General features: G+C 44.3%; 12 protein-coding genes, 2 tRNA genes and 1 pseudogene. 7 read left to right on the forward strand and 8 right to left on the reverse strand.

From position 1 onward, the window contains the following. Positions 1 to 424: 424 nt before the first annotated feature. The 7 genes from B4033_RS04010 to lldP all read right to left on the reverse strand — a co-directional run bounded on the left by B4033_RS04010 (position 425) and on the right by lldP (position 8,769). Positions 425 to 515 (reverse strand) — tRNA-Ser (locus tag B4033_RS04010). 87 nt (positions 516 to 602) lie between these two features. Then, positions 603 to 2,639, reverse strand: a complete 2,037-nt coding sequence (locus tag B4033_RS04015; RefSeq protein WP_004893703.1) for an NADPH-dependent 2,4-dienoyl-CoA reductase — start codon at positions 2,637 to 2,639, stop codon at positions 603 to 605. Between the two features lie 107 nt (positions 2,640 to 2,746). After that, positions 2,747 to 3,100, reverse strand: coding sequence for a hypothetical protein (locus B4033_RS04020; protein ID WP_004810650.1), 354 nt, complete (start codon positions 3,098 to 3,100; stop codon positions 2,747 to 2,749). A gap of 233 nt (positions 3,101 to 3,333) precedes the next feature. Then, positions 3,334 to 5,028, reverse strand: coding sequence for a D-lactate dehydrogenase (gene dld, locus B4033_RS04025; RefSeq protein ID WP_286832286.1), 1,695 nt, complete (start codon positions 5,026 to 5,028; stop codon positions 3,334 to 3,336). Between the two features lie 156 nt (positions 5,029 to 5,184). Further along, complete coding sequence (lldD, locus tag B4033_RS04030; RefSeq protein WP_286832289.1) at positions 5,185 to 6,339, reverse strand: FMN-dependent L-lactate dehydrogenase LldD; 1,155 nt, start codon at positions 6,337 to 6,339, stop codon at positions 5,185 to 5,187. Between the two features lie 3 nt (positions 6,340 to 6,342). Beyond that, a complete protein-coding gene (lldR, locus tag B4033_RS04035) occupies positions 6,343 to 7,086 on the reverse strand; it encodes a transcriptional regulator LldR (RefSeq protein ID WP_004810656.1) in 744 nt (247 codons plus the stop codon). Positions 7,087 to 7,107: 21 nt separating this feature from the next. Next, on the reverse strand, positions 7,108 to 8,769 hold the full coding sequence (lldP, locus tag B4033_RS04040; protein ID WP_180184405.1) for an L-lactate permease: 1,662 nt from the start codon (positions 8,767 to 8,769) through the stop codon (positions 7,108 to 7,110). A 504-nt stretch (positions 8,770 to 9,273) separates the two neighbouring features. On the opposite strand from lldP, the gene argG reads away from it, so the two are divergent. Continuing rightward, positions 9,274 to 10,614 (forward strand): argininosuccinate synthase, encoded by a 1,341-nt coding sequence (argG, locus tag B4033_RS04045; protein ID WP_004893689.1) that lies wholly within the window; start codon positions 9,274 to 9,276, stop codon positions 10,612 to 10,614. Between the two features lie 66 nt (positions 10,615 to 10,680). On the opposite strand, the gene B4033_RS04050 is transcribed toward argG, so the two are convergent. Continuing rightward, the gene (locus tag B4033_RS04050; protein WP_171294462.1) at positions 10,681 to 11,949 is read right to left on the reverse strand and encodes a GGDEF domain-containing protein; all 1,269 of its coding nucleotides are present in this window, start codon (positions 11,947 to 11,949) and stop codon (positions 10,681 to 10,683) included. A gap of 151 nt (positions 11,950 to 12,100) precedes the next feature. Between B4033_RS04050 and pyrC the strand changes: the two genes are divergently transcribed. From pyrC to B4033_RS04080, 6 genes and pseudogenes are all read left to right on the forward strand, one after another. Further along, positions 12,101 to 13,135 carry a dihydroorotase gene (pyrC, locus tag B4033_RS04055; RefSeq protein ID WP_004810663.1) on the forward strand — a complete coding sequence of 345 codons (1,035 nt, stop codon included), beginning with the start codon at positions 12,101 to 12,103 and terminating at the stop codon, positions 13,133 to 13,135. Continuing rightward, positions 13,120 to 13,779 (forward strand): ribonuclease T, encoded by a 660-nt coding sequence (rnt, locus tag B4033_RS04060; protein WP_008303612.1) that lies wholly within the window; start codon positions 13,120 to 13,122, stop codon positions 13,777 to 13,779. Before pyrC ends, rnt begins: the two co-directional genes overlap by 16 nt. Positions 13,780 to 13,799: 20 nt before the next feature. Then, positions 13,800 to 13,875, forward strand: a tRNA-Glu gene (locus B4033_RS04065). 114 nt (positions 13,876 to 13,989) lie between these two features. Continuing rightward, positions 13,990 to 15,402, forward strand: coding sequence for an amino acid permease (locus B4033_RS04070; protein WP_008306341.1), 1,413 nt, complete (start codon positions 13,990 to 13,992; stop codon positions 15,400 to 15,402). Positions 15,403 to 15,487: 85 nt separating this feature from the next. Next, positions 15,488 to 16,380 (forward strand): annotated as a pseudogene (locus B4033_RS04075) (alpha/beta fold hydrolase). Between the two features lie 243 nt (positions 16,381 to 16,623). Next, on the forward strand, positions 16,624 to 17,268 hold a 645-nt coding region (locus tag B4033_RS04080; protein ID WP_286832296.1), incomplete at its 3' end, for an alpha/beta hydrolase.

Raw genomic sequence — 17,268 nt, forward strand, 5'->3', positions numbered from 1 at the left:
AATGAGGACACGCCCTAATAATCATGCAAACAGAAAATAAAATTCCCCCTAAAGCTGAAATTTTATTTTCTGTTATTTAAGTTTGAGCACTTGCTCCCATGAGGATCAGTATCAATACATAGATCAAGATTTTCGCAAGCTGGCAGCTTTATTATTTTGTCCAGATGAAGTTCTGCTTTTTTAACCTCTATAGTGGTTATAGCGCTCAATTAACTCAAACCACGTTTAATCCTATTTACCACACAAAAAAGGTCTAAGTTTTAGCTTTTGGCACTTTTTATCTACTTTATCACTCTCAATCTATCTCAGTCGTTTATATGTCCCCCACATTCTAATTTTTACTTTAATTTAATGATTCAGGTTCCGCATTCAAAATATCCAGGCAATAAAAAAACCCCAGTCATTGACTGGGGTTTTTCGTATCTGGCGGAAGCGGTGAGATTCGAACTCACGGAGGGGTATAAGCCCTCGTCGGTTTTCAAGACCGGTGCATTAAACCGCTCTGCCACGCTTCCATGTGCGCCATCATACGGAGCTTTTTCTCACCTGACAAGTGAAAATTACAGTGAATGCAATCAACTGCATATAGTTTCATCAAATCCTTACAATCTGGCTGCCAGTTCAGCACCTTCACGAATCGCGCGTTTGGCATCCAGCTCTGCCGCCAGTTTGGCACCACCAATAATATGATACTTAGCTATAGTTTTTTGACCTTCAACTGGCATGATTTCTTTCACTGATTCCTGACCGGCACATACCACAATCGTATCTACGCGTAGCAATTGGTCATGTCCATCCACTTCAATCCATAAGCCTTCATCAGTAACCGACTTATACTGCACACCCCGCAGCATGCGTACACCATGTTTTTTCAATTGTGCACGATGTACCCAGCCTGTGGTTTTCCCTAGACCAGCACCAAGTGGTGTGGTTTTACGTTGGAGCAGATAAATTTCCCGGACTGGTGCTTCAACCTCCGCAGGCTGCATTCCTCCTTCAGTCACATAATTTGGATTTGGGTCTACTCCCCATTCACGCTTCCATTCATCTACAGGCATTGGCTGGGGTTGCAATGGCGGTTTTAGCAAAAATTCAGATACATCAAAACCAATCCCTCCTGCACCAATCACGGCAACTCGATCTCCGACAGATGCTCCATTCAGTACTTCGGTATAGGACAAGACCTGTGGCGCATCACTACCCGCAATCTTCAAGGCACGTGGTACAACGCCAGTCGCCACAATCACCTCATCAAAACCTTCACGTTCCAGCTGTTCACGATTGACCTTGGTATTCAGACGTAATTCAACCCCTGTCTTTTCTATTTGAACCTTGAAATAACGAATGGTTTCATGAAATTCTTCTTTACCCGGCACCACTTTGGCCAGGTTGAACTGGCCACCAACATCGTTCGTCGCTTCAAACAGGGTCACCTCGTGACCACGTCCGGCAGCCACCGTTGCCGCTGACATACCTGCAACGCCACCACCCACAACGGCGATCCGTTTCGGTTTTTTGGTTTTGACATAAACCAGTTCAGTTTCATATCCAGCACGCGGATTCACTAAACAGGTAGCACGCTGGTTTTTAAACGTATGGTCGAGACAAGCCTGGTTGCAGGCGATACAGGTATTGATCTCATCAACACGGTTGGTCGCTGTTTTATTAACCCAGAAAGCATCTGCCAGTAAAGGACGTGCCATTTGCACCATGTCCGCCTGCCCTGATGCCAGGATTTCTTCAGCAGTATCTGGCATATTGATACGATTCGATGCGATCACCGGAACAGTAACATTTTTCTTTACTTCTGCAGTGTACTCGACGAAAGCAGCCCGTGGCACAGACGTAACAATGGTTGGAATACGTGCTTCATGCCAGCCGATCCCAGTATTGAGTAAAGTAATTCCGGCCTTCTCTAATGCTTTAGCGACGGTAATGACTTCCTGCATGGTATTACCATCATGTACCAGATCCAGTAAAGACAGACGGAAGCAGATAATAAATTTTTCACCAATCTCGGCCCGAATCGCTTTGACAATTTCCACCGCAAAACGCATCCGGTTTTCGATCGAACCACCCCAGCGATCATTACGCTGATTAACATGACGACTCAGGAACTGGTTAATCAGGTAACCTTCTGAACCCATGATTTCCACACCATCATAGCCGGCTTTTTTTGCCAGACTGGCAGTTTTTACATAGTCCTGAATAGTAGCCAGAATCTGTTTTTCTGAAAGCTGGCGTGGTTTAAAAGGAGAAATCGGTGACTTGATTGGACTCGCTGAAACCACAAAAGGTTGGTAGCCATAACGGCCCGCATGCAGGATTTGCAACAGGATTTTGGCACCATGTTTATGCACAGCATGAGTTACCAGTCGATGCGGAGCAATATCTCCCAAGGTATTCATGGTCCCGCCTGCAGGCAGTAACCAGCCCTGACGGTTTGGAGAAATACCACCCGTGATGAGCAGACCTACCCCACCTTTGGCACGCTCGCCAAAATAAGCTGCCAGTTTGGGGTAATTATAGAAACGATCCTCCAGCCCGGTATGCATTGAACCCATCACCACCCGGTTTTTAATCGTGGTAAATCCCAGATGAAGCGGTTTTAAAATATTCGCATAACGAGTCGTTGTCATGGCTATTCCCTTTGATGATGGCTTTGCAACTTGTTGCATATTACTCTAGCGTGTTTTTTATTTTTGTTTATGGCATTTTCACAAAATTATTGCTTTCTCAGGTCAACTCAGGCCTCCCACTGTTTCGCCGAGCTTTTCCATAATGCAATTGCCCCCAGTACTGTTCCTACAGGAAAACTCAACAGCATCAGCACCGCCATAACTCGGGAAAGTGTACGCCCCTCGCCCTGACCTTTCTTAACTTTCAGAGCTGCCTGAACATTGAAATAGATCAATACCAGCATTAATAGAATGATAAATCCCAGGCTGATGGTTGAAGCGGTTCTTTGCTGAGATTCAAGATAAAGAAATACTGCGCCACTAAAGATCAACAGGCCGGCATAAATGCCATGCAATACAGACAAAGTCTGATTACGCTCATGCAGTCGTGGCAGCTGGGGCGGGGTGATACTTGAATTCATAAGAGATTCCTAAAAAATTGTTATTGTTAGTTTTATCGTATCAGGACCAGGTAATGATCTCTACTTGGCATATTAAAACCCAAGAATGGATTTAAATCAGCAGTTTTTCGATCTATTGCAACATTCGTACAACCTGTATTTTCCAATGTTTTACAGATAAAAAAATGCAGTGCGAGCACTGCATGAGATAGGCCAGATCATATTGTTATTGTTGTTATTCCCAGTTTTTCTGCTTATTTCCAGTATTTCAGCTTTGAGCTATGCCCAATACCGACATTAAAACTATTGGTCGGGTCCAGCTTCTGGTAATGGTTTTTTAATGCCGGTTTGGCAATGTAGAGATGCCCTACATTATGTTCAGCCGGATATTCCGCACCACGATCATCCAGCAGCTTCCACATGGCATGTTCCATTTTCAGCGGATTAACCCCTTTTTTTACAATGTAATCCTGATGGAATACATGGCACAGGAAGTGACCATAATAAAGTTTATGTAAGATCTGCTCTTCCATCTCCTGTGGCAGGGTTTCTACCCATTGGCGGTCATTCCTACGCAGCGCAATATCCAGCGCCACAATATCTTCCACTTCACTTAAATGGGTATCACGGTAACGAATTGCTGCACCAGCTACGGCAAAACGGTGCAGAAATGCCTTACGTCCTTCGTCTTCGGTGCAGAGAAAATAGTTCCCATCAGGATGGGCCTTAAAGTAGCCTTCAAAGAATGCCTGTACCTGTGCCACATCCTGATTTTCAATTCTGAGAATCAGATGATGCTCATACAGATCACGGTACTCGTTCATGCATTTTGGCAAATGTGATGGCAGCATTTTACTGATCATTTGCAGAATTTTGTCGCTTAAACCACGTAGCCCCATTTTCTGCAATATCCCATCAACCTTGTCTTTCATGGCAAATGCGGCAGGCACTTTGGCAGTACCAAATTTTTCAATGAACATAAAAGTGTCTTTGCCGTATTCCGCACCGATGTCATAAGCTACACGGTGAATATATTCCCCAGCAATCGGCAGACGCGGCAGGTCTTTGAGCAGAAAACGACGGATTTCCGTCAGATCATCCTGAGTATTAGTACCGACATAAAACACCTGGCTTGGAATCTTTTCAAAAGTATCCAGACGCACGGCAAATACGCAAACTTTACCAGCAGAACCAGAGGCTTCAAACAGACGGCTTGGATCGGCATTGAAGCGTGCTGGAGTATCAGCATCGACCTGACGCACATCCTGACTATAACGATGATCGGAAGCACAGCGATGTTCCTGCTGCTGGATATCCTGCTCGTTATATTGTTTCTGCTCCAGATTTTTCAGAATCTCTTCCGGACTATGACCCAGATGGATACCGAGATGATTCACCAGCTCCAGTTCGCCATGTTCATTGACACGCGCATACAATGCCAGTTCAGTATAGGCCGGCCCACGGCGAACCAAGGCTCCACCGGAGTTATTGCATACGCCACCCAGCACCGAAGCACCGATACAGGATGAACCAATCACCGAATGCGGTTCACGGTTAAATGGCACTAGCTGTTTTTCCAGTGCATCAAGTGTCGCACCCGGCAAACAGACAACCTGTTTGCCCTCCTGGATCACCTGAATACCTGTCAGACGGCGAGTACTCATCACAATCACTGGACGGTCATATTCACCAAACGGCGTTGAACCACCAGTTAAACCGGTATTGGCTGCCTGCATAATCACGATACAGTCTGCTGCAACAGCAATTTGCAATACTTGCCATTGTTCTAGTAATGAACCTGGAGTGACGACCGCAAACACCTCACCTGAACCATAACGCCGGCCCTGCCGATACAGACGAGTATCGTGATCGTCCGTCAATACATATCGCTGGCCGACCACAGCGACCAGATTGTTTAAGGTCGCAGTAGCGTCAAATGAGTTTTGCATAGTAGAGCCCCGTTTCATTTTTATGGCTATCTTTTTATAAAATCAGCCATAAGCATGTTTTGGATTTTTAATCTTGAATAGATGAAATAGCCGTAATTCTGTTGTTCCGAATTGCTCTAGGATGACCACGATTTAGAGTGGTCATCCTGATTGGTTTTATTGTGAAATTTCGCGATCAAGCCTTACTAGACAATCCTGTGTAATTTCAGCAATGGTCTTGGCACCTGTTAAGGTCATGGCCACACGCATTTCCTTGTCGATCAGATCAAGAAGGTTGCTGACACCTGCCCCGCCTGCAGCACCCAATGCATAAACGAAGGCCCGACCGAGCATACAGGTGTCCGCACCCATTGCCAGCATACGCACCACATCCAGACCATTACGGATACCAGAGTCGACCAGGATTTTCAGTTCACCTTTTACCGCATCAGCAATTAGTGGCAAGGCACGTGTGGTGGATAACACACCATCTAGCTGACGACCACCATGGTTGGATACTACAATGCCATCCGCACCGAAACGCACAGCGTCTTTAGCATCTTCAGGATCCAGAATCCCTTTGATCACCATTGGACCATCCCAATAGTCACGGATCCACTCTAGATCTTTCCAGGAAATAGACGGATCAAAGTTGGCACCCAACCAGCCGATATAATCTTCAAGGCCTGTCGGTTTACCAAGGTATTTCGAGATATTACCCAAGTCGTGTGGACGACCCATTAAGCCAACATTCCAGGCCCAGTGTGGATGCATGCAAGATTGCATATAACGGCGCATCGCTGCATTTGGTCCACTCATGCCAGAATGTGCATCACGGTAACGTGCACCCGGCACTGGCATATCCACGGTAAAGACCAGCGTTGAACAACCCGCAGCTTTGGCACGTTCCAAGGCATTTTTCATAAAACCGCGGTCACGCAGGACATAGAGCTGGAACCACATTGGGCGCTGGATCGCTGGTGCCACTTCTTCAATTGGGCACACAGATACCGTCGACAAGGTGAATGGAATACCTTTTTGGTCTGCCGCAACTGCTGCCTGTACTTCCCCACGGCGTGCATACATACCAGTCAAGCCTACAGGTGACAAAGCCACCGGCATCGAAAGGGTTTCATCAAATAATTTAGTTTCCAGACTTAGTGCTGACATGTCATTCAAGACACGTTGACGCAGCGCTACTTTTGATAAATCTTCTACATTGCGTTTCAGCGTGTATTCTGCATAAGCCCCACCATCAATATAATGAAACAGGAATGGTGGAAGACGACGTCGTGCGGCTTCACGGTAATCATTTGCAGAAGAGATAATCATAATTTAGATCCTGTTTAATCGACTCATACGCTGCTGACGGGCTTCATCCTCATCAATCGTGCGTACTTGCTGAATGACAAACTCAATGTGTCCACAAACTGCCTGACGTGCAGCTTCTGGATCTTGACGCTCAATTGCGGCCATCACCTTAAAGTGCTGGTCCTGCAACTGATCAAAACGGTGGGCCTCGGAATAGACTTTGCGTCGTCCGAGTACCACATTAAATTGCAGCAGGTCGAACAGACTGCGCATCAACTGGATCAGCACCACATTATGCGATGCTTCGGCAATCGCAAGATGAAAACGGGCATCTGCGCGGGCTGCTTCATCGTCATCACCCAACAGCTGATAATGTGCAATCTGGTCATAACACTGTCTGATTTTTTTTATATCATCGGGTGTGGCGCGCTGTGCCGCATACCAGGCTGTACCGCCTTCCAGAATCAGACGAGACTCCTGAACATCAAAACGGTATTCAGGATCGACATCCATCAGGTCACTTAAAGGCTGCACAATATGATGCTGTGACCAGTGATTCGGCAGTTCTTGCAAATAAGTACCGGCACCAACACGGCTCACCAGCATGCCTTGGCTAACCAGATGTTGCAGCGCTTCTCGCAACGAAGAGCGCGACACACCTAACTGTTCACATAATTTACGTTCTGCGGGCAAACGGTCCCCGACCTGCATATGATTTTTTTCAATCAGATTACGCAGACTTTGTACGACTTTATCAGAGACTTTCATTGCATCGCCCTCAGTATGGTGTTATGGAATCATCCATGGGAACACATAAGCTTGTAAGGTGATAATGATACCGATCATCACCGTGAAGGTGATACTGTGTTTTACGGTAAAGCGGAATAAATCCGATTCTTTACCGACAAGACCTACTGCGGCACAGGCAATTGCAATCGATTGTGGTGAAATCATTTTACCGGTTACACCACCGCTGGTATTCGCAGCCACCAGTAATACTTCAGGTACACCGATCTGCTGGGCCGTAGTTGCCTGTAAAGCCGAGAACAATGCGTTTGCTGAAGTATCAGACCCTGTCAGGAATACACCGACCCAGCCCAGGAATGGCGAGAAAAACGTAAACGCTTGTCCTGTATGTGCCAAGGCTAATGCCAAGGTTGCCGATAAGCCTGAGTAATTGGCAATAAAAGCAAATGCCAATACCATACCAATTGAGTAAATCGGTGTTTTCAGCTCATTTACCGTTTCAGCAAAGGTTGCTACTGCGTCTTTCGGTTTCATTTTCAGGTAAATGATGGTGATGATTGCAGCGATCATGATCGCTGTACCCGTCGCTGACAACCAGTCAAATTTATAGATCGCGTCGTAGTCTTTCGCTTCAGCGACCACCGGCGGCAACTTTTGAATCATTTGATGCAGGAAAGGCACTTTAATGGAAATTACTAAATCACTTAAAGCCCCATCTTTGGCAAACAGATCTTTAAATGGTTTGATGCTCCATAAAGTTACCATGGCAGTCAGTACCGCAAATGGCGACCACGCTTTAATAATTTGACCGATGCTATATTTTTGCTGGCTTGCCAAAGCAATGTTGCTATCGACCTGGTGTTCATTATCAAAACGGAAAATATGCTTTGGCTGCCAGAACTTGAGTAATACCGTTAAGCTCACCAAAGATGCAATCGCTGCAGTGATATCGGGTAATTCAGGACCTACATAGTTAGCAGTCAGGAACTGCGCCAGGGCAAAAGAACCACCACCGACTAAAATTGCAGGCCAGGTTTCTTTCACACCACGCCAGCCATCCATGATTGCCATAATCCACACCAGTACGATGGGTACCATGATTGGCAACTGACGTCCTACCATTTGGCTGATTTCCATGGTATCTACGCCTGATACCTGACCAGCGACAATAATCGGAATTCCCATCGCACCAAAAGCCACAGGTGCAGTGTTCACAATCAGACATAAACCCGCAGCATACAGCGGTTTAAATCCAAGACCTACTAATAATGCAGCAGTAATCGCAACCGGTGCGCCAAAGCCTGCAGCACCTTCCAGGAAAGTACCAAAAGCGAAGCCGACCAATAACATTTGTAAACGCTGGTCTTCGGTTAATGACAGGATCGATGAGCGAATAATGTCAAATTGACCGGTCTTCACTGAAATCTTGTAAAGGAATACGGCGCCAATAATAATCCAGGCGATCGGCCATAAGCCGTAGAAGAACCCATAGACCATGGAAGCCAATGCCATAGTGACTGGCATTTTGTAGAGGAACATTGACACCAGAAATGCCAAAGCCACAGTAATCGTTCCAGCTACACTGCCCTTCATTCTGAAAACAGCAAGAGCAAGGAAAAAGAATACGATTGGAATGAGGGCGATCGCACTGGAAATCCAGATATTTCCGATTGGATCGTAGATTTGTTGCCACTGTTGAAGCATTCTCTACTCCTTGAAATGCTTGTTTGTTATGTCATTACAGGACATGTCCAAAAGATTATTGGTATGACCAATTTAACACTAAACAGACCAATATCGGTCTTTGAGGTAGCTAAAATTAATAAAATATTTAAAATACCGCAACAGTTAAATCATTAAAATATAATTGGTATGACCAATTTTTTATATTAAAAGATGGAATTCAATATGAGCGAAAGCTAAGCAACATCGGGTATTTAACAGGTTGAAAGGAGCAAAGGTTGAGATAAAATGAAGCCTATAGAACTTTAGTCTTAGCCCGCTTTAAAACCCTGGATTTGGCTAATTCAAGGCCATTTGTGATGGCTCTATTTGCATTAGATTGTTTATTTTTTTGTCTATTTTTTAGATTTTGCATTTTTTTTGCGAAAACTTGCCATTTGAAAGGTGTTACAATATCTGCATTCAAAATTCTCTTTGGCCACCAATATAAGTGGTGCCTATATTATTCTATCGTTAGGATTAACAATGTCTGATAATGCAACTATCTTACAGAATGTACCTGTAGGCAAAAAAGTTGGTATTGCCTTTTCTGGTGGTCTAGATACTTCAGCAGCCCTGTTGTGGATGAAACAAAAAGGCGCAGAACCTTATGCATATACTGCAAACCTGGGTCAGCCTGATGAAGATGATTACGATGCGATTCCAAAGAAAGCTGAAGCATATGGCGCAGTAAAAGCACGTTTAATCGACTGCCGTCTACAGCTTGCATTAGAAGGTATTGCTGCAATTCAATGTGGCGCGTTCCACATCTCAACTGGTGGTGTTCCTTACTTCAACACAACGCCACTAGGCCGTGCAGTAACAGGGACAATGCTTGTTACCGCAATGAAAGAAGATGACGTCAACATCTGGGGCGACGGATCAACCTATAAAGGTAACGACATCGAGCGTTTCTACCGTTATGGTTTGTTGACTAACCCGAATCTTAAAATCTATAAGCCTTGGTTAGACCAGACGTTTATTGACGAGCTTGGTGGCCGTGCTGAAATGTCTCAGTTCCTGATCGACAACGGCTTTGACTACAAAATGTCAAAAGAGAAAGCTTACTCAACTGACTCAAACATGTTAGGTGCAACTCACGAAGCCAAAGATCTTGAATACCTGAATGCAGGCATCAAAATCGTTGACCCAATCATGGGTGTTGCGTTCTGGAAAGAAGAAGTTGAAATCAAACCTGAAGAAGTGTCGATCACTTTTGAAGAAGGCTTCCCAGTTGCAATCAACGGTCAACGTATCGAAGATCCTGTTGAGTTCATTCTTGAAGCGAACCGTATCGGTGGCCGTCATGGTCTAGGTATGTCGGATCAGATTGAAAACCGTATCATTGAAGCGAAATCTCGTGGTATTTACGAAGCTCCGGGTATGGCGCTGCTTCACATTGCTTATGAACGTCTGGTGACGGGTATTCATAACGAAGATACCATTGAACAATACCGTATCAACGGTCTTCGTTTGGGTCGTCTTCTTTACCAAGGTCGCTGGTTCGATTCTCAAGCGCTTATGCTTCGCGAAACTGCTCAGCGTTGGGTTGCTAAAGCAATCACAGGTACTGTAACTTTAGAACTACGTCGTGGTAATGACTACACGATTATGAACACTGAATCTGAAAACCTGACATACGAAGCTGAACGCTTAACGATGGAGAAAGGTGATTCTATGTTCTCGCCAATGGATCGTATCGGTCAGTTAACTATGCGTAACCTGGACATTACGGATACGCGTGCGAAACTGGGTATCTACACAGGTGCGGGTTTACTTGCAGTGGGTACCGGTTCAGCTGTTCCACAATTAAAAGACAAAAACTAAGTTTTAGTTGTGTCAAAAAAACCGCGCAAACTGCGCGGTTTTTATTGTCTGTAATTTAGGAAAAATTTAACTGATATGCAGCGGTTTTGAATTTGCCGAAGCAATGCTCTGATAATAAATCTGATTGCGCCCCAGTTGCTTGGCACGATACAGTGCCTGATCTGCAATGCCGAGTAATTCATCTTTGGTTATGGCTTGCTCACCACGATAAACCGTAATGCCTAGACTTACCGTAATCTGCTTGGATACCAAAGATTTTTCATGTGGTATTTCCAGACGTTCAATTGCTTTAAAGATATTGGTAGATACTGCATAAGCCCCATGCGCATCAGTTTCTGGAAGCAGCACCACAAACTCCTCACCTCCATAACGTGCAACAAAGTCCATATGCCGGATCGCATTCTTGATAGTTTTGGCGATGGTCGAAATCACATTATCACCCTTCTGGTGCCCATAAAAATCGTTATAGTTCTTAAAGAAATCTACATCGATAAATAAAATAGCCAAAGAGCTTTCCTGACGCTGAGCGGTAGAAAAGTAAATTTCCAGCATTTCATCAAAGGTACGGCGATTCGAGATTTTGGTCAGCTCATCATGCTGGCTCAGATGTAACAGCTCGGTATTGTGAATCCGGTGAATCTGCTCACTGATCCGCGCCCGCATGGAATAAAGAAAAATCATCCGTTCACGTGCAAAAATCATATGACTAATAACAAAACCGAGCAGGCAACTTCCCAACAGAATTCGGCCAAATACCAAAAGATTAAAGTTAGCCCCAACCAGGGTCAGGCAAATAATCGTAGTTCCAGCTGCCAATACACCAGTGATCATCATCTGAATCGGCTTGACACCAGTAAGGATATAACCCAGCACATAAATAATGGTGACAATTGCCATGGATTGATGTTGCAAGGCTGCGGTCTGAATAGACATAGTCAGACATGAAGTTGAAACCAGTGCCCAGAATATCAAGACCAGTGAAGCAGGCTGAAAAAAAGGTTTTAAGCGTTCTAAACTTGAGAATAAATAGAAAACAAATAAACTAATTCCGCCATTAATAATACCTATTAAAGACAATACAAAATCATGTACAAAATATTGTTTATCGATGATCCAGTAATCGGTAGGAATAAGGATAAGGATGCCGATAAAATAGATTAATAATCCTGCCCAGACATACTGATCGGTGTGCTTACGGGCACGTTCCAGATTTTTGGTCCAGAATTCATCTTCAAGCGGTTGAGGAAAAACTCGGCTCAATTTCTGCCCAGCAATAAGCTCTTCGACTTTTTCCTTTTGATCCTGCAGTTTTGCTAAATTATACTTATATTCCATGGCAAGCATGTATGTAATTTTTTTAGTGTTTTTAAAATAACATACTTTTTTAAATTAATTCATAGTTAATGCATCTTTTGTCAGTATTTCACATTACCATTTTCGGTATAGATGCATTATCATTCATATTATTTCTCTGATTGAATTCGCCTTGAATACGATTACGATTCTCCAGCCAGATGACTGGCACGCTCACTTACGTGATGGTCTAGCACTTAAACGTACTGTTCCTGATCTAGCTCAACAATTTTCCCGCGCAATCTGTATGCCAAATCTGGTTCCACCAGTAAAAACCGTGGAAGAGGCAAACAGCTATCGTGAACGCATCATGGCGCATGTGCCGGAAGGCTGCAACTTTGATCCACGCATGGTGTTGTACTTCACCAACAATACTTCACCTGCCGAAGTTAAAAAAATCAAAGAATCTGAGTATGTGAATGCCATCAAGCTTTATCCTGCTGGTGCGACTACAAACTCGGATAGCGGTGTAAGCGATATTTCTAAAGTGTATGCAGTAATTGAGCAGCTTGAAGAACATCAGGTACCTTTATTGCTACATGGCGAAGTCACGCATAACCATGTCGACATTTTTGATCGTGAAAAACGTTTCCTGGACGAAGTACTTTCTCCATTATTAAAGCAGTTCCCGAAACTAAAGCTGGTGCTTGAACATATCACCACCAGTGAAGCGGCAAACTTTGTCCTGGAACAGGACCGTAATGTGGCTGCGACTATTACGCCACAGCATTTACTGTTTAACCGCAATGACATGCTGGTTGGCGGGGTGAAACCGCATTTCTACTGCCTGCCGATTTTAAAGCGCCAGACGCATCAGCAAACTCTGCTGGAAGTCGCAACGAGTGGGAATCCAAAATTCTTCCTCGGAACTGACAGTGCGCCGCACTCAAAAAATGCCAAAGAAAATGCATGTGGTTGCGCAGGATGTTATAGTGCGCCCACTGCAATTGAACTTTATGCTCAGGCATTTGATCAGGTCGGCAAAATTGACCGTCTGGAAGGTTTTGCGAGCCACTTTGGTGCTGACTTCTATGGCCTTCCTCGCAATACCAATACCATTACTCTGGTAAAACAAGATCAAGTGATTCCTGAGAGTCTGGACTATTTGGATGGTGAACAGATTATTCCGTTATATGCGGGTAAAACCATTCAATGGAGAAAAGTGTGACAAATGAAACTCTCCCAGTCATTGGTCAACGTTTCCGTGGATTCCTGCCTGTTGTTGTCGATGTAGAGACAGCGGGCTTTAATGCACAAACTGATGCCTTGCTGGAAATCGCTGCCATTCCTATTATTTTTAATGAGAAAGGTGAATTTGTGCCGGGCCCTGCTCACCATGCACATATCAATCCATTTGAAGGGGCAAACCTTGACCGCCGTTCGCTGGACTTTATTGGGATCGATCCCTCTAATCCGATGCGTATTGCAATGGCCGAAGATGAGAAAACTGCGCTTAAACGCATTTTTAAATCTGTCAATGAAGTACGCCGCCAGCAAAACTGTACCCATGCCGTTCTGGTCGGTCATAACGCCCATTTCGATTTAGGCTTTGTGCAGGCAGCTATTGCCCGTACAGGAACCAAAAACCAGAACCCATTTCATAGTTTTTCTGTCTTCGACACAGTGACTTTGAGCGCGGTGATGTTTGGTCAAACAGTACTGGCAAAATCCTGTATTCAGGCCGGTATCGAGTTTGATGGCAAAGAAGCCCATTCTGCGTTATACGACACGCAGAAGACAGCTGAACTGTTTTGCTATATTTTAAACAAACTCACCCCACACCTGCTTGACACTTTGGTGGCGGATCAATAAGATACCGCCATCTTCTAAACGTCCCTATCGTCTAGAGGCCTAGGACATCGCCCTTTCACGGCGGTAACCGGGGTTCGAATCCCCGTAGGGACGCCATTTATTGATCTCATACGATCAGCACTTATTCAGAATTACTATTATTTGATTGCAGATTTGTAGTTTTTGACTACAATAGCTCGCTTCATTCCTTTGAAGTATTTCGTATTTCCTATGCACTCATCTCCGAATGATGCTACGCATCAGGGCAATTCTGCGCCTTTAAAACGCGCTATGAGTACTCGACATCTGGTCATGATTTCGCTTGGTGGCGCAATCGGGACCGGCCTATTTTTAGGGTCGGGTGAAGTCATTGCACAAACGGGGCCTGTAGGTGCCATTCTTGCTTATCTCCTCGGCGGTATCATCGCTTACATGGTTATGCTATGTCTGGGTGAACTTGCCGTACATATGCCTGAATCTGGTTCATTTGGTGCTTATGCCAAACGTTATATTGGACCGGGCACAGGTTATACCATTACCTGGTTATACTGGCTGACCTGGTCAGTGACACTGGGAACCGAATTTAGCGCTGCAGCTTTATTGATGCAGGAATGGTTCCCGGACAGCTCCATGTGGATGTGGACACTGGTCTTTGGTGCGCTTGTGTTTACACTGAATATGATTTCGACCCGCTGGTTTGCAGAATCCGAATTCTGGCTGGCCCTCATTAAAGTTGTCACTGTTATTGCCTTTATCCTGCTGGGATTATTGGCCATATTTGGTGTACTGGGTTATGCAGGTCAGGAAACTGCGCCGCTGTTTAGCAATCTGACAGCTCAGGGTTGGTTCCCTGAAGGCCTGTTCCCCATCTTCACAACAATGCTGATTGTCAACTTTGCCTTCTCAGGTACAGAACTGATTGGTGTAGCCGCTGGTGAAACCAAAGATCCTGCCAAAAACGTACCGAAAGCCATCAATACCGCAATTTTCCGTCTATTGATTTTCTTTGTAGGTACGATTGTCGTGGTGACATGTCTATTACCACATCAAGAAGCAGGTCTTGCGGCGGAAGGTGTAAGTAGTAGCCCATTTGTGACCGTATTCCAGCACATTGGTATTCCATATGCTGAAGACGTTATTCGCTTTGTAATTATCACCGCACTGTTGTCTGCTGCAAACTCAGGTTTATTTGCTGCTTCCCGTATGATGTGGTCATTGTCTTATAGCAAACAATTACCAGCCATGTTCTCAAGAGTGAATGCACGCGGTATTCCTTACATTGCGGTAATCGTGACTATGATTGGTGGTATGCCAGGTCTGTTGTCTGAACAGTTTGCGCCAGAAACCATTTTCACCAACCTGTTAGGTATTGCAGCCTTTACCATGGTGGTGGTCTGGATGAGTATCTGTCTGAGTATGTTCAACTTCCGCCGTGAATGGTACAAACAAGGGAAGACAGCTAAAGATCTTGCTTTCGCTGCACCGTTGTTCCCGATTGTGCCGATTCTGGGCTTCCTGTTCTGTCTGATCACCTGTATCAGTATGGTATTTGATCCAACAATGCGAATCAGTTTCTTTGGCTGTCTGGTGTTTATTGGACTTTGCTATGCCAGCTATTATAAGTTTTATCACAATAAAGCTTAAATCTTAGCGCTAACAAAAGAGCAGCTCCGACTGCTCTTTTTTTATCTATACTGAATATGTTTCAGGCAGCCACAGCGGTGTGTCGATGAAAATTATTTATATCCATGGGATGAACAAGCAGAATTTTAGTTCTGCTTCATTAAAGCAACGTTGGCTAAGTCTGCTTAAACATGGTCTGGAACAGTCGTATCGACAGGCCTGTTTTGCCTATATCAAACGTCATGTTCGTATCCCTTTTTATGGAGATTTACTGTTACGGCATCATTTACATAATGTATTGAACGCCAGTACCTTAATACCACAAGACTGGCCACATTTTCCCTTGCGCCAGCCACTTAAATCCCAACCGTCGCCGCCACATTTTCATCAGTATTTAGCTGAAACTTGCAAGATTCCCGAATTAAATATTGAGGATGCTCTGACTTTTAACCAGAAGCTGAAATTTATTACTAGCTTAAGCCGAAATACAGCCTTACGGGATTTTATGGTCTTGCTCAATTATTTTCCCTATCTGCATGATACGCTCATCAAAAAATTTCTGATTGAAACATATTCCTATCTGGCCAATGCCAGATTCATGCAGCAAGTTCATCAGCGTATTGGTCAGCGACTACATGATGATAAACCTTGTATCTTGATCGCACACTCCTTAGGCAGCGTGATTGCCTATCATTATCTGCTTTTACATCCTGAATTAAATGTGCAGCGCTTTATTACGCTGGGATCACCCATGGCCTTTCGTGTATACAGGAACATTTGCCGCAACCGATGACCCGACCCGAGGCCATTCGTGGTGACTGGATCAATTTTTATTGTAGCGATGACTTTCTGACTGCCTTTCCCTTATCAGAACCACCCTTCCAGTTTCAGCCGGCGATTATTAATCAGAAAATTCGTACCTCCATCTATCATCCGCATGATATTGATGGTTATATCCAACATCCCGACGTCATCAAAGCGCTGCTGGAATTAGTTTAGGATTTACTTAAACAGCGGGATTTAACTTTTATCGTTTTATTCCTATCTTTTTTCTATGTAGTAAAATCCTTGATCCGTATCTATCAATTTACTGCTTTTTCTACTTTTTTATAAATATACAACTGTCTGTTAATGGTTGTTTTATCAAAGTAATTTACACATGAACACCACAAAAAGTACAGCTTGGCTTGCCGCAATTTTCTCTATACTGTGAATATATAGATCGACCTCCGTGAGGTATCGATGAAAGTTATTTTTATTCATGGAATGAATCAGCAACATCATAGCGCTGCATCGATCCGTCAGCGCTGGCTACATATACTTCAAAAAGGCATTCGCAAACATCATCACGATGCCAGATTCAGTTATTTACGACGTCACATTCACATTCCATTTTATGGGGACTTGCTTTCTCGCTATAACGTCCGCAACATCCTCAATGCTGGCACCCTGATGCCACAACAATGGCCCAGCTTTCGGTTCCGTCAGCCTGTTCAACCCCAGCTTCCTGCACCAGTTCCACGCCCTGGCTGGCGCAAACCCGTGATTTCCGATCTTCCCCAGCTCAACCTGAATGACTCCATGAATTTCAAACAGAAATTCAAATTTATTACTACACTGAGCAAAAATATTGCGCTGCGGGACTTTGTGTTATTACTCAATTATTTTCCCAGTCTACATCGTAGCCTGCTTCAAAAATTTCTTATTGAAACCTATTTGTATCTCGACAATCCGGGTTTCATGAAAGAAGTTCATGAGCGGATCGCCCGGCAATTGAATGGTCGCAAACCTTGTATTGTAATTGCTCATTCTCTGGGTAGTGTGATTGCCTATAATCATCTTATTCAACATCCGGAACTCAATGTACAGCGTTTTATTACTTTAGGA

The sequence above is a fragment of the Acinetobacter sp. UBA3132 genome, from assembly GCF_002364825.1.
Lineage (GTDB): Bacteria > Pseudomonadota > Gammaproteobacteria > Pseudomonadales > Moraxellaceae > Acinetobacter > Acinetobacter schindleri.